Here is a 14,004-nt window from a genome sequence, read left to right on the forward strand (position 1 = left end):
GAAGTCACTAAGTCTTTAGCTGAGTGCTAGTTCACAATACTCCGTTCTCACTTTTTAAGGATAGTTAACCTCTACGCCTAGGATTTCTTTTTCTCCGGCAAAAACATCCCGTGCGATCTCGGCACAGCCTATTGCAGCATGCCACTTTCCAAGATACTGGCATTCCTGCCCCAGGTGTGCACAGATTTTTTTCTGTGCATATTCGAATTCGCCTATGGATCCTGCAAGAAAAATATCTCCTGTAGTCTCATAGTCCTTAAGAAGCAACTGCATTGAAGCAATTTCCATGGCTGCAAATAGCGCAATAGTATCAAGGGCCAAGAGAGCAGGGCTTTCTTCTTTTTCGGCTGCACGGAGTAGTTCTTCCCTATCTTTATAGGGAGTCATTTTCAAAGCTCCTGCTTTTATAAAAGCCTGGTTTGCGGTGCAATATCTATTGTCCACATCCCTGATAGCTTGCAGGTCAAGAGGGCCGTGGTGAACACCTGGGGCGAATATGCAAGCATCGATTGCCCCAATTACCTTCCCATCGGCAACAGCAAGAGTAACAGTATTTGAACTTATATCAGAAACCACGAAGTTCTTATAGCCAAGACACAGGATGTGGTAAGCAATTCCCAGCTTCTCAGGGCTTGTAAGATGAGAAAAGACCTTCATTCTGGAATCTACATTGCTCTCCATATGAAGACCGGGAATTGCTATTGCCGGAACTCCCGAATTCCAAATGGCATCAAAAACCCTTGTGCCTCCTCCGGTCTTTTTTCCTGCCCCTTCAATACTCTTGAGTCCTCTTTTTTCCAGGCTCCTTACATCCTTAATTGTGGAAAAACCATCTCCCATCGAGTACGTAAGTGCGATCAGGTCAATTGTCTCACGCCGAATTCCAAAATGTTCCTCAAGCGCAGTAAGAACTTCGTTTTCGGACATGGCCGCTGCCTCAGCCCTCTCAAGCTCAAAGGTCAGAGTATTTCTCCCTTCAATGAGAGCAAAACGCATCGCAGTTGTGCCATGATCAATACCTATAAACCCCAATTACTAGTCTCTCCTTTAATGCCTCAGAGGGCAGTTTTTAAGATTTCATTCAGTTCATCCATAATTCTATCTCCCTCTTCAGCGGTCCCAACTGTTGTTACCAGTCTTATTTCCTGAAAACTCCTACCTTCAGAGAGCAATAGCCTCAAATTCCCTCTCGCATCCGCACGTAATATCTTTCCAGTCAGGCTTCCTCCTGCAACACCTTTTACGGAAATTACGGTTGGGATTACCTTTTTTACTTCAGGGTGCTGGCTTACAAGCTTTACAAGTTTTTTGCCAGTCCTTCCCCCGATAATTGTTGTATGGACTCCACCAAGCTTATTTTTTGAGGAATTCTGTGCGTTCTCTTGGAAGTTACTTTTATTTTCCTTCATTGTAGTCAAACCGGTGACCTGCTCCCCTGGCAACTTTTTTCGCTTCGTATATATTTTTTTTTATATTAATTATGTATATATATTTATCCGGTTAGAATTTCAAGGAAGTTTGCAGGATATAAACCTCTTATGAAGGTTTTGCCAAGAAGCCGTAAAAAGAAGCCGCTCCAGAATCTTACGAACACAAATATATCGGATTCTGGATAGTTTCGTTTTTCCTCTAAAAATGCTTTCTTTGCGGGAAAATCCGTTTTTCGTTAAAATCAGATCTTTTCCATTTCCTTCATGCTTATGAGCTTGATACTCTCTTCTTCAAGCGTTTTAATTGCCTTCTCAATATCATTTACCCTGACTATTAAAAGGGCTTTCTGATCCCTGGTGACAAAGGCATATGCATAATCGATATTGATCTTGGCTTTTCCAAATACTTCTGCAATACGGGACATACTGCCAGGGACATCATCCATTTCAATTCCCAGTACGTTGGTCTCGGAAACGGTGAACCCTGCATCGTGGAGTATACTGTGAGCATAATCGGACCTGTCCACAACCATGCGGATTATTCCGAAGTCCCCGGACTCGGCAATGGTAAAAGCTCTGATATTTATGCCGGCGCTTTTCAATTTATTTGCGACGTTTGCAAGTCTGCCAGGCTTATTTTCCGCAAAAAGGGAAATCTGCTTTATAATTTTATCTTCCATTCCAGCACCCATGTCCTTATATTGCTTTTCTATATCCTTATACTGCTTATTCTTATTCTCTCTTATTTCTTTTTATAATTATCTTACCAGAGTATAATAAGTCTCTATGTATATTTTAAGCTTACACAGTTATTAAGCTTATAATTAGTTAGAGCCAGTTCATCAATTAACTGCTCTGTTCGAGTGTAATTCACGGACATTGTTCTTTTATGAGCACAAAACATTTCTGTACTGGACATTTTATTATTGGCTACTTTGTTTTAAATCTGAGAACTTTACATCTAGCTATGTATTATATAAGTGAAATTTCGAGAGATTATCCCAAAAAAGTAAAACCTGCAGGACAGTAATATTTTACAGGTTTCGTTTTCGGTATTTAAAAATTTCAAATATTTCGCTTATCGATAACTTTCTTTGATTTTCCTTCTGAGCGAGGAAGAGAACCGTGTTCCACCAGTTCTACCTCAACTGCGAGATTCAGTACGCTTTTAAGTGCACTTGAAATCTTTCTTTTAAGTGCCATCATATCTGACATCTTATCGCTAAAAGCAGACTCATGCATCTCGATCTGGACTTTCATGGAATCAAGGGGTCCGATTCTATCTACAATGATCATGAAATGGTTCCCAACTTCAGGAATCTTCATAAGGACCGATTCTACCTGGCCTGGGAATACATTGATGCCGCGCACGATAATCATATCATCTGAACGGCCGCTGATGCGTGTAATCCGAGGATGAGTTCTTCCGCATGCGCAGGGCTCTGAAAGCTTTCGGGTTATGTCCCTTACCCTGTAACGGATTAAAGGAAGCGCTTCTTTAGTGAGAGTTGTAATTACGAGTTCACCGTTCTCGCCGTCAGGAACAGGTTCTCCGGTCTCAGGATTCAGAATCTCAACCAGGAATTTATCTGCCCAGATATGAATTCCGGACTGCGCCGAGCATTCGGTAAAAAGAGGACCACTCATTTCCGAAGTTCCGTAAATATCAAAAGCTTTAATCCCGGATTCGTCTTCGATACGTTTCTTAAGTTCCTCGGACCAGGGCTCAGCTCCGAAGAATCCTCTTTTTAATTTTGTATCGTTCCTGATACTGATGCCTTCTTTTTTTGCCGTCTCGATCATGTAAAGGAAGTAAGAAGGCGTGCAGGCTATAGCAGTGACACCGAGATCTCTCATCAGTTCAAGCTGGCGTTCGGTATTTCCTGAACTTGTAGGGAGAACGGTCGCACCCAGTTTTTCGCTTCCGTAATGCGCACCCAGCCCACCTGTAAAAAGCCCATACCCGTAACTTACCTGAAGAATATCATCTTTCCCCATTCCCACAGAGTTAAATGCTCTTGCGAGGGACTCAGCCCATTCATCGATGTCCTTTTGGGTATACCCTACTACGGTCGGTTTACCTGTTGTGCCCGAGGAGGCATGAAAGCGGACGAGTTTGGAGTTCGGGACGCAAAACATACCTGTTGGATAGGTATCTCTGAGATCCTGCTTAACTGTAAAAGGTAACTTCCTGATATCATCAAGAGTTTTAATATCCTCTGGCTTAACCCCGTGTTCATCAAACCTTTTTCTGTAAAAGGGGGAGCGCTCATACACATAATGAACAAGTTGTTTCAACTTTTCTTCCTGCAGCTTTTTTAAATCCTCTACAGGCATGGTTTCTATCTCAGGATCCCAGTATTCTGGCATATTTTCACACTCTGTATATCTTATGTTCTGGGCTCTTAATGTCAGGCCCTGTATTCTGTAGTTTGTCTTTTGAGTAACTCATATCATGCCCCTTTAAGGTCATGTTTCGGTCTCGGGTCTCTCTCCATTTATTTAAAAGATTGCCTTCTTACTCCGGAGTATATTATTTCCAACGGATATATATTTCCGGCAAATATAATATGAAAGTTAGCTGGAGTAATATGAAGGTTAAGCTAGATTCTCATATAAATATTAGCTGTTAGGCTAAAAAAAGATTTAATGAGTAAACCTGAGAGCTGGCTGCATATAGGACAAAGTCTTTTAAGTAAACCAATGTGGATTTTGAAGAACTTCTACAGGTTTAATCATAGCCGGTAAATTGTATAATTATCTTATTCAATTATTATCTTATTCAATTGCCGAATTCCAGTAATCATAAAGGAAAAAGAAATTTCAAGTATAGTACGAAGTACAGGATTTTTGAAATATATTCAGAAGAATGAAATCTTTCTATTTTATAACATCATTCATTTTCAAGCTTTTTGATTTCATCCTCAAAAGAGATTTCTTTTGACGTTTCTCCAAGAGAAGCTTCAAGAATTTTCTTTGTTTTCTCCCTGCATTTATCCAGCACTTCTTTCATGTCGCCAACTACATCGATTCCGGCAGCTCCGGAATGTCCACCGCCTGTACCGTGGTATTCGTTACTGATATCTTCCATTAGCTGGCCAAGATTAACTCCGGCACTTACAGCATCACGTTTTGCTCTTGCACTTATTCTGACGTTTTCACCTTTGGCCGTACCAACAAAAGCAATATCTGCACCAATATTAATAAGCATGGAAGATGCAGAGCCTCCAAAAGAACTTACATGGGAAGATGCTATCAACATATCCTGTACTCTATCAAGCTCGACACGGCTTGCGGCTTTCAGGATAGCTATGCGCATGGAGATATCCTGTGGGGTAGCAGCCATAAGATCCAGCACTTCCCCGTATTCAACTCCGCTGTCCTCTATAATTTTCGCTACTGTTCGAAATGTATCTGCCGATGCATGTTTGAAATGCCCGGTATCAGTTACGATTCCTGTGAGCATACCGATACCTACCCGTCGGTTAATAGGTGCACCCATTGCTTTTAAAATATTGTAAACGATTTCTACGGTAGAAGTACTGTTCCTGTGAAGGTAAAACTCGGCATTTTCTGTCAGAGCAGTAGTTATATGGTGATCAATTACGCAATACTTTGTAAGTTCCAGATCATTTAATTGCGCCTTAGTTGAGGTATCAACCACAACGACAAAACCGTAATCAGTCGGATTGGGTTTATCCACAACCTCAATCGAAAGTCTTTCTATAAGCACAGATGCTACACGGTTGCAGCCGTCCACAAGTCCAACAGTGCCTCCAATAGCCTCGGAAAGGGCAAAAGCACTGCTAATCGCATCCGGATCTGCATTCCGGTGGCACAAATATAAAATGTTTCGATAGTCGAGGAGCCGATTGAAAAACTCCGCTTCATCAACTTCCATTGTCCACTCTGCCTATCGTTCTTATAGGCATCGATCTCCCTGGATTCAAGAAACTCAGGATTTCGGCATGACTTTTATATGTATTTTGGCAAAGACATATTTTATTTTATATTCCTATGCGGGAATGAAAAATAAAATTATTGTGCTCTGGTGCCCAAAGCCTGCTGAATCTGCTCCTGAAGCTGTTTAAAGCGAGATGTGAGTCTTTCTTCCTGCCTGGAAATTGACTGAAGCCTGAGTGAGAGAGTTTCTTCCCTATCTTTCAGTTTTGTAATGGATTCTCCCTTGCTCGTTTTAATTACCAGCTCCCCTACATTGCGATAGACTACTACATCATCAGTGAGTCTTTCTAGCTCATCAAGAGCCATTTTGGACTCTTTTTGCATAGCTTCAACCTGTGATTTTTGCATAGCCAGAGCCTGTATCTGCTGCTGTATCTGCTGAAGCTGTGCTATCTGGTTCTGAACTTGAGGGGGTAATTCTGCAGTCATATTGATTTTCACCTGAGTCCTCAATAAACCTGAAGGGATTTTAATGTTTCTGTTCTTATAGCTTCCGAAAAATCTCCCCATGTCATCTTAAAAATTAATCTGGAACCCTCCTGCCAGAAACTTAAATAATAGTAATCTTAATAGATAACAGTACAATAATTAACTAGAAGTGAAAATGACTTAATTAACCCTGATAAGAATTTAAGAAATAGCCTGCAGGAATAATCATAAAAAGTCATTTATCAAAAAGAGATTGTAAAAAAGCATTTAATAATGTGAAATAATAAATGGATAATTATAATTAACCTTATTAAATTATAATTAATCTTAATGAGATAAATTTTAACTCTAAACTGATATGTAGGAGATACTCGAAAATGGAAAAAAGCGGAAACCTCAGAGAGATAAAATCTCTGCTTGAAAAATTCACCAATGCTCATGGAATCTCAGGCTTTGAAGATAATATCCGAGAACTCCTAGAAAAGGAGCTTGAACCCTATGTTGATACCATGCGCAGAGACTGCATGGGAAACCTTATAGCACTCAAAAAAGGAGAAGGTCCTTCCATAATGCTAGCTGCCCATATGGACGAAATTGGGCTTATGGTCAGGTATATTGATGACAATGGCTTCCTCAGGTTTGTCGGGATCGGAGGATGGTTTGACCAGACACTTCTTAATCAGAGAGTTGTACTCCATGGCAAAAAGGGTTCAATTCCCGGAGTTATCGGATCCAAGCCTCCTCATGTAATGAAGGAAGAAGATAGGAAAAAACCCGTGAAGCTCGACGATATGTTCATTGATATCGGAGCAAAAGACAGAGAAGATGCCGAGAACCTGGGAATTGAAATAGGTACGACAGCCTCTATAGACCGGGAGTTTGTGCCCCTGGCAAACGGAAAGGTAACTTCCAAGGCCTTTGACAACCGTGCAGGCATAGTTATCCTTATTGAGGTTATGAAACGGCTTTCAAAACATAAAATTGAAGCAAATATCTATGCCGTAGGTACTGTGCAGGAAGAGGTAGGACTGAAGGGAGCAAGAACCTGTGCTTTTGGAATTTGTCCAAATGTTGCGCTTGCCCTTGACACAACTATTCCTGGAGACCATCCAGGCATTAATAAAACTGATTCTGCCCTGGAACTCGGGAAAGGACCTGTAATCACCGTAGCCGATGCTTCCGGAAGAGGCCTTATAGCTCATCCGCAGATTCTTAAGTGGCTTAAAGAAACTGCCGCTCAAAATGATATTCCCTACCAGCTTGGCGTTGGATCAGGAGGCACAACCGATGCAACCTCAATACACCTCACAAGAGAAGGTATCCCTACAGGCACAGTCAGCATAGCCACCCGATATATTCATTCCCCTGTTGAAGTCCTAGACACAGCAGATATTGAATCGTGCGTTTCCCTCATTGTAAAAGCAATAGAGAATATTGGAAAATATTTTTAAAGATAAGATGTCGTGTCAAGAACAAAAGCTCGCATAAAACCAATAGAAAATTCAGAATGGTTCAATCCTTAAGGATTGACGCGAAACCAGTTCTCTTCTGAATTTTTGCTTAGCGCTAGCAGAGTTGCGTCAATAAAGTTGTACCTCTGCAAGGCACTGTCAGAGAATAGGCAGTTTCGGCTATATGCTATATAATACAACAGCCGTAATGACCTATTCTTTAATTTAGAGCTAATTAGCTTCCTCTGACAGGTTCAGGGATGAGCTTGCAGATCTGATCCTGTAGCCCAATAAGATCACTTGAATGAAGATACAGTTTTTCTTCGTTTTCCAGGCTCAGGCAAAGTTCATCTCGTTCTTCATCCTGATAGATTCCTTTGCAAATAGCAGTCATTTGAATTTTGGCAAGCGGAATTTCAAAAAGAATTTTGTTAAAAGCCTTATTCCATCCAAAAATCCTGTGGTTGGTTACATACATGAAACAGTATTTCCAAATCGGATGAAGTTCCTGAAAAAAAGAGCCGTAGAATTCTAATTCAATCTCTTCGTCTTCTTGAAGTAGAGGGCTTGTTTTCCGATGTTCGAGTTGCCAGGCTCTAGTTTTTTTATCAAGCTCTTCAAAAAGTCCATATTCAAGCATGGTCTCAATGGATGCAATTGCAGCTTCCAGTTTTACTCCGAGCAGGGGAATTCCTGCAAGTGAAATTATAACATCGGCATTAACAAGTACACCTTTTGTGACCATTCGGTTCAGCAGTTCCCCAAGACTGTCTTTTTCACGTTCAGGTTTCATCCTCAATATTCCCCTTGAGATCAACAAAATTGAAAGGTGCCCACGGCCCTGTAAATCTTACTGCAAATTCTTCTCTTTTGTTTATCTTCTCAAGGCTTTGCCCAAGTCTGTCAACGTTATCCTGGGCAACAAGGCAAGAAAACGCAACCATAACTTTTTTACCTGCATATTTTTCAGGCACATAGGGGATTTTTTCCTCAATTGTTATTTGTATTGCATTTTCTTTTATTAATATTCCAAATTCCCTCTCCATGCTTGCCAGATGATCGCTTACTGCTTGCTTCAAACCCAGTTCGAATTTCTTTTTGAAAATGTAGGCCTTTCCCTTTGGCATGGTTTCTATTTTCTGATCTATCTCTTTAAGTTCAGGTATCGTCTCTATAATCTGTTTTTCCAGAATTTTAGGGTCGTAAAAGATCTGTATCGAATATTCTGCAGAATTTTTTAATCTCTCAAGTTCTCTTTTATATAATACGTAGTTTTTTTGAAGCCATCTTTTTATGGTTTCATCATCCCCTCTGGCAAGACATCCGAAAGAAAAAGGCAGTACTGTGTTAAAATTCTCAGTGGCTCTATCGATCACATAATTATGATTCAAAATCCATTGTTTAGCCTGCTCTTCACTCTTTGCAGGCTCAGGTTCGGGTTTCGAAGCATGTACAACAGCTGCAATATCTTGAAAAACAATCGTATACACAGGACTATCGCCGAGACCAATATCTCCCAAACTTCTTTCTTCTTCCGTGTTAGCTATCAAGTAAAGATATCTCGCCTGGTCGGTTTCGGTCATGTTTCTCTACCTCTTTAGCCCATCTTGCAGGGTTCATTAACTTATCCACTACATCATCTACGACTTCATCAAGTCCGCAACGCACGGATTCGACAGTATCTTCTATATTGTTGTCCACCTTTATGGTTTCAAGTGCCTCACTCAGATCTGCAAGTGCCTCTCCAAGCCTCTCGATCTCTTCGTCGCTAAGGCTCTCATTTTCGATCCTAAGAAGAGCCTGCTTTTCAAGTAACTCCGTTATTATCTCAACAAGAGCTACAACAAGGCCCAATAAGCCTTTTTTCAGATTTTTTTCATCAATTTCAATCGGCAACGACACTTTCTCCTTTCATTAATCTGAATCAGCTTTTTTTGTTTTTTATTTTTAGCTGCAGTACCTCGTTCTTAAAACTTTTTTCCATGATTGCTTCTGCTTCTGTAGGTAAAACTACGGTTTTACTGTACAATCCCGCAGAAATCTGCAGTTTGCTACCTTCAAGTTCTATTTGGACATCTTCTTCATTGGCCCCCGGAATTTCAGCAATTACGGAAACATTTCCCTCTTCTTCGAAGACGTCAAAAACAGGTTCAATTTCTGAAGACTCAATTTTTACTTCTTTTATTTTCGTATTAGGCGTTCCTCTTGTCGAGACTTTTCCGGGTCTGGTGTCAAGAGGCCTTATTGACAGGCCATAGCTTACAGTAGGCTTTTTACCACTCCAGCCAGTTTCGAGCCTATGTTTAATTTCCGAATCGGTGTCTGCAATTCTCTGTCTAAACTCTGGAGAGGTCTTTTCAAGAGTTTTTACTATTTTTCCAAAGCCCGGGATAAGAGAACTTACAAGTTCTCCAACAATACTTTCTCCACCATATCCGACAGGTTCCTTTTTTTCACCAAGGCTTTTCTCAAGTTCCTTTATCCTTTCTTCCATAGCCTTGATTTTGGATTCCAACTCCTCTTTTTCTTTTAAGGATCTGGCTTCAGATTCTTTTTCTGCGTTATTTTTTTCCATTCCACTCTCCCTTATTACAAAACCATATAAACATTACAAATTCCTATACAATATATTGTCAGATTTATCCGAATCATTTTGACTCAACGCAGGAACGCTTTTCTTCTTAAGCGGGCTTTCCCATCCACAAACAGGACATCCTTCATGTATCAGAAGTCTTTCTTCTCTTCGGTTTCCGCATTCTGGGCAGTTTGCGTATGTTTCAGATACTTTCTCCCAGGCTGGAGCATTTAAATTAGTTCCAGAAGGAAATTCAAGCCCGTATTTCGCCGCAGTCTCAAAGGATGCAATAGTAGCTGTAATTTTTACACCAAGAAGTTCTGTACCAGCAACGGATACAGAAATATCGGCATTCAGCACAAGCCCTTTATCGAGAATTCTGTCTATTACATCAGCAAGCCCTCCCGACTCCTTAACAACCGAATTTGAGTTTGTCATATTTCACCTCTTTACTAATTCGCATTCCACTCCTTGATCTTATAAGTCCAGAGATATGATATATCGACATTTTTTCAGTTGATCTTAGAACTTTTTCCTTTGTAATGCGGATTGGGAGTCTCTCTATGAGTCTTTTTGAAAGATGTAACAAATTATTCCCAAATCAAGTTTTTAGAGCTTTCTTTTTTCTCTAATTTTATTTTGCACATCTTGTAGAACTTAATTTTTTGAAACCTGGGTAAAGGACCTACATATTCTATATTATCAGTCTCTGAGTTTCTTTTTAGACCTTAATTTCTGAAATTCAGGTTTTTTGAGATTTTCTTCTTGTCTTGCAGGATCATTTATTTTGATATGATAAGAGTAATCTATTTTCGAGCCAACCGGTCCCTTGCAATTATTTCTTCCCGATTTCTCAGATATTTTTTTTGTTTCCATTTCTTCAAGTGTTTTGAAAAAATTCATTATATTTCCGCATGATTTTCTTGATTCCAGATCCATAGATTCTAAATTCTGAGTTTTCGTGCTTTTTCTTTTTTTAGGCAAAGATGTCACTTCTGACACTGAGGTTCATCTCCTCGAAACGCTCTGCGAATTTGAGTTGCTCCATGAGCTTTGATCTTGTTTCTTCAAATTCAGCTCTTGAGATTTCGCCAAATTCGTATAACATTTGGTTTTCTTTTAGCCCGTTTTTGACTTTTTCAGGATTGTAAAGTTCCTTAAATGCAAAATCTCTTATGATTTCTAGTGTGTAAATCAAGTCAAGCCCTGGAATTGTAATCCCAATTGACCGAAGAATGAGATCGTCAATGAGGAGCATTATCTAAAACCTCCTCTCTGTTGAGACATTATATGTATATCTACGAAATTGTAAGGTGACCAGGGACCACTATAACGAACCTTAAAAGAATCATATTTGGTTCTGAGCCTTTCAACTTCATCGGAAAAAACTTGAATCTTATCTTTTTCCACGAGAAACGAGCCATTCATTATAAGACGCTTGCTGAAAAGATTGAGATTTTTGGAGTCAAAAGCAATTTGCTTAAGACTTTTTGAAAACTCGGATTTGCACTGTTCTACCTTTTGTAAGTTCCCATCAAAATCCTGTGGCAAAATTATCTTTACTCCGAGTTCGACCTTATTATCCACAATTTTCATGGCTTTTTTCATGGCCTTATAACCAAAACGCATGGAGACATCAACCAGTTTTTTATTTTTAAAAACCATGCCATATGCTACAGGAATAACGCTATACTTCTTCATTACCTCATTAACTACCGAAGTATGGATTCTTATATCCTCTTCGTTATCGATATCATATTTCTTAAAAGGCACATCACTTACAACAGGAGAGAACTCCTTATATTTGACAGTGTATACTTCTTTTCCCTGAAAGCCTATGTTTCCGAAACTTTCTTGCTCCTCTTGAGCCTTTATTATGCAGTATACATATCTCCCATTCTCATTGTCTGTATTCACCTTTTATTCCCCCCAAGGTGAGATTTCAGAAACTCATATAGAATTGTGCTATCAGGTGTGTAAGCTACTATGAGGTGTTAATAAAGATATTATGGACACTTGTTTTCTTTAAATACAGCTTTGCAAATCTTTTGTTAATAAATCATTGATATTTCCAGGAGAGCTACATCTTTTAGTCTCCAAAGTAGTAGATATAGTTCCGGGACTTAACAAGACTTTGAATCCTATGGATAATACTAAGCATTTCGCTTCTGCACATAGCCTTACTTAGTACAGGGCAAGCACGATAAGTCAAGGTATTTTTGACAAATCGTTCTATTTTGAAGTAGTTAATATTGAGGCCTTTAAAGCTGCTTACAGATAGTTTTTGTTAATTATTAAGAGACAATTTTGATGTATCGTTGAGTTCGCTCATACTAGTTAATATAACACTCATCTTGTGTTATCATGACTCCTCTACGTCGCAATCCCACTCTTCTGTATTCCGCAACATTAAGGTCCATATCAAGCTTCATTTGATACATCCCCAATATGTCCTGTGTATCAGGGACTGATCTTCTCTCCAGGACTTCTAACTGGACAATCCAGTTTTCTCCTTCCTTGGATATACCCACAACCCCCTCAGCTTTTTTCTTAATGAGATGTTCTATATGATGAAGCGCTTTATCCCCTACTTCTTCGATTGTATTCTTTTCCTCCATACAACCCCTTCCAAACAAGCATGAATTCTCAGCTAGTAATGTCAAAAAATACATAAAACTCAAACATAGTTTGAGTTTTATGCTAATTCTGAGACCAAACTCCTAAATAATATATTAAATCCTCTTTGGAACCTATATCTGTGACACTACATCGGGGAAGAAAGAAAGTCAGATCTTGCTTCTTATGCACTAACTTTTTGTGCTTCCTCGATTGCTTCCGCAGCTTTTTCAATCCTTGTGATCTCTTCTGCATAGTGTAGGAACGTATCTACAGATGCTATAACCACTCTGGCTTCAATTGTAAGTATCTCAATCCCGACAAGTGAAACCCTAGCCCATAAGTCTATGACTACGCCTTTATCGAGTATCAGATCCAGTACTTCTACGAGACCGGAACTATCAGGACTATTATTTACCAAACTTCCACCCCCTCTTTCACTATTTGTTTAACTTCAGTTTAAGCTATACATATCGAAGTTTATAACCTGGAATTTTTTGCTCTGAGAGTATGTAGTTACGAAAATATTTTCAAAAAAATAAACTTCCGACCTGTATAACTTAGTTTTTTCCTTATCTTTTAGGTTCGCAGAAGTTGAAGTAACTTAGGATATTCGTTTTTTTGTTACAAAATATGTTTTATAATATTATCCTAAAATTGTACTATACGATCAGATAAATGCAATCGCCCTGTTACCCAAAAGCAGACTATTGATATTGATTTTGAATTTTTATTTATCTATATAAGATATTGATTTCTGCAAAAATGGAAATATAATTAAAACAAATATTACTTCGTATAAAGATATATAATTTGAAAATTATATTATTCTCAAGAACTAACATAAAACAAAATATGAATAAAATACACAGTAATACACAGTAAGAGAGCTGGTAACTGCAAGACTATAACCAAAAGTTCTCAAATTATTTCCAAGCTTTGAGAAATATGCTAATCTTTCAGAGTACTCGATAATTTATTTAAATCACCTGAATTCCTAAAAAAAGATTGAATGCTGGCCATTAAATAATAGTTTAATAGTTTACCAAATTCCGAGGGGACATATAGTTGCATTCAAGACAAGGATCTCTTGTTAGAGACTCAGATTTTGAAATCCAAAAAGAATCAGATATTGAAAATCTAGTCAAAAAACACCTTGAAGTAATAGTGCTTTCTATTTTAAAGACACAACCAATGTGTGGGCAAGATATTGTAAAAGAGATTTTCAGGCAATATCAAGTATTTATTAATCAAAGCTCCGTTTATCAGGTATTATACACTCTTAAAGAAAAAAACATTCTCGAAGCAAGCACTACCAAAGGTGATATGAGATCAAAGGTATATATTCCAACGAACCAAGGAAGCGAGATGATTTATTCAATGCTAGATGAATTTGTTTCCTCAATGGAATACTTACTAATGACCTTAAAAGAAGATCTAAATTATAAGAGAAAGCGATAATGGAGCTTTTATAAACTAAGGCATAATTTGTGGAGTAGATGATTTTAGAATAAAACGTATATACCGAGTTCTTCCGGAC

Annotated in this window: 17 protein-coding genes and 1 pseudogene; 2 read left to right on the forward strand and 16 right to left on the reverse strand. The window is 38.8% G+C overall.

What is annotated here, in order from left to right:
- Positions 1-54 precede the first annotated feature (54 nt).
- From BP861_RS00745 to BP861_RS00770, 6 genes are all read right to left on the reverse strand, one after another.
- Positions 55-1,032 carry a methanogenesis marker 12 protein gene (locus BP861_RS00745; protein WP_292371585.1) on the reverse strand — a complete coding sequence of 326 codons (978 nt, stop codon included), beginning with the start codon at positions 1,030-1,032 and terminating at the stop codon, positions 55-57.
- A 23-nt stretch (positions 1,033-1,055) separates the two neighbouring features.
- Positions 1,056-1,409, reverse strand: a complete 354-nt coding sequence (locus tag BP861_RS00750) for a DUF2103 domain-containing protein (protein WP_292371718.1) — start codon at positions 1,407-1,409, stop codon at positions 1,056-1,058.
- A gap of 263 nt (positions 1,410-1,672) precedes the next feature.
- The gene (locus BP861_RS00755) at positions 1,673-2,110 is read right to left on the reverse strand and encodes an ACT domain-containing protein (protein ID WP_292371587.1); all 438 of its coding nucleotides are present in this window, start codon (positions 2,108-2,110) and stop codon (positions 1,673-1,675) included.
- 385 nt (positions 2,111-2,495) lie between these two features.
- Positions 2,496-3,800: a phenylacetate--CoA ligase family protein gene (locus tag BP861_RS00760; RefSeq protein WP_292371588.1), complete on the reverse strand. Its 1,305-nt coding sequence runs from the start codon at positions 3,798-3,800 to the stop codon at positions 2,496-2,498.
- A 523-nt stretch (positions 3,801-4,323) separates the two neighbouring features.
- Positions 4,324-5,331 carry a DHH family phosphoesterase gene (locus BP861_RS00765; protein ID WP_292371590.1) on the reverse strand — a complete coding sequence of 336 codons (1,008 nt, stop codon included), beginning with the start codon at positions 5,329-5,331 and terminating at the stop codon, positions 4,324-4,326.
- Positions 5,332-5,468: 137 nt separating this feature from the next.
- The gene (locus tag BP861_RS00770) at positions 5,469-5,822 is read right to left on the reverse strand and encodes a prefoldin subunit beta (RefSeq protein ID WP_292371720.1); all 354 of its coding nucleotides are present in this window, start codon (positions 5,820-5,822) and stop codon (positions 5,469-5,471) included.
- A 377-nt stretch (positions 5,823-6,199) separates the two neighbouring features.
- On the opposite strand from BP861_RS00770, the gene BP861_RS00775 reads away from it, so the two are divergent.
- The gene (locus BP861_RS00775; RefSeq protein ID WP_292371591.1) at positions 6,200-7,273 is read left to right on the forward strand and encodes a M42 family metallopeptidase; all 1,074 of its coding nucleotides are present in this window, start codon (positions 6,200-6,202) and stop codon (positions 7,271-7,273) included.
- Positions 7,274-7,508: 235 nt separating this feature from the next.
- Here BP861_RS00775 and BP861_RS00780 read toward each other — a convergent pair whose 3' ends face one another.
- The 10 genes and pseudogenes from BP861_RS00780 to gvpA form a co-directional block, all read right to left on the reverse strand.
- A complete protein-coding gene (locus BP861_RS00780) occupies positions 7,509-8,066 on the reverse strand; it encodes a gas vesicle protein (protein ID WP_292371593.1) in 558 nt (185 codons plus the stop codon).
- The gene (locus BP861_RS00785; RefSeq protein WP_292371595.1) at positions 8,056-8,856 is read right to left on the reverse strand and encodes a GvpL/GvpF family gas vesicle protein; all 801 of its coding nucleotides are present in this window, start codon (positions 8,854-8,856) and stop codon (positions 8,056-8,058) included. Before BP861_RS00785 ends, BP861_RS00780 begins: the two co-directional genes overlap by 11 nt.
- Positions 8,813-9,169, reverse strand: a complete 357-nt coding sequence (locus BP861_RS00790) for a gas vesicle protein K (RefSeq protein ID WP_292371597.1) — start codon at positions 9,167-9,169, stop codon at positions 8,813-8,815. Before BP861_RS00790 ends, BP861_RS00785 begins: the two co-directional genes overlap by 44 nt.
- Positions 9,170-9,197: 28 nt before the next feature.
- Positions 9,198-9,848, reverse strand: coding sequence for an Hsp20/alpha crystallin family protein (locus BP861_RS00795; RefSeq protein WP_292371599.1), 651 nt, complete (start codon positions 9,846-9,848; stop codon positions 9,198-9,200).
- Between the two features lie 261 nt (positions 9,849-10,109).
- A pseudogene (locus tag BP861_RS15950) lies at positions 10,110-10,286 on the reverse strand (gas vesicle protein); the annotation flags it as partial.
- Between the two features lie 264 nt (positions 10,287-10,550).
- The gene (locus BP861_RS00805) at positions 10,551-10,787 is read right to left on the reverse strand and encodes a hypothetical protein (RefSeq protein WP_292371603.1); all 237 of its coding nucleotides are present in this window, start codon (positions 10,785-10,787) and stop codon (positions 10,551-10,553) included.
- Positions 10,788-10,824: 37 nt separating this feature from the next.
- Positions 10,825-11,106, reverse strand: a complete 282-nt coding sequence (locus BP861_RS00810) for a gas vesicle protein GvpG (RefSeq protein WP_292371605.1) — start codon at positions 11,104-11,106, stop codon at positions 10,825-10,827.
- Entirely contained in the window at positions 11,106-11,765 is a 660-nt protein-coding gene (locus BP861_RS00815; protein ID WP_292371607.1) for a GvpL/GvpF family gas vesicle protein, read from the reverse strand. The genes BP861_RS00810 and BP861_RS00815 overlap by 1 nt, the downstream gene beginning before the upstream one ends.
- Before the next feature lie 416 nt (positions 11,766-12,181).
- Positions 12,182-12,466, reverse strand: a complete 285-nt coding sequence (gene gvpO / locus BP861_RS00820) for a gas vesicle protein GvpO (RefSeq protein WP_292371609.1) — start codon at positions 12,464-12,466, stop codon at positions 12,182-12,184.
- A 182-nt stretch (positions 12,467-12,648) separates the two neighbouring features.
- Complete coding sequence (gene gvpA, locus BP861_RS00825; protein WP_292371610.1) at positions 12,649-12,885, reverse strand: gas vesicle protein GvpA; 237 nt, start codon at positions 12,883-12,885, stop codon at positions 12,649-12,651.
- A gap of 647 nt (positions 12,886-13,532) precedes the next feature.
- Between gvpA and BP861_RS00830 the strand changes: the two genes are divergently transcribed.
- Positions 13,533-13,925, forward strand: a complete 393-nt coding sequence (locus BP861_RS00830; protein ID WP_292371612.1) for a PadR family transcriptional regulator — start codon at positions 13,533-13,535, stop codon at positions 13,923-13,925.
- The last annotated feature ends 79 nt before the right edge of the window (positions 13,926-14,004 follow it).

Source organism: Methanosarcina sp. UBA411 (genome assembly GCF_002495725.1).
GTDB lineage: Archaea > Halobacteriota > Methanosarcinia > Methanosarcinales > Methanosarcinaceae > Methanosarcina.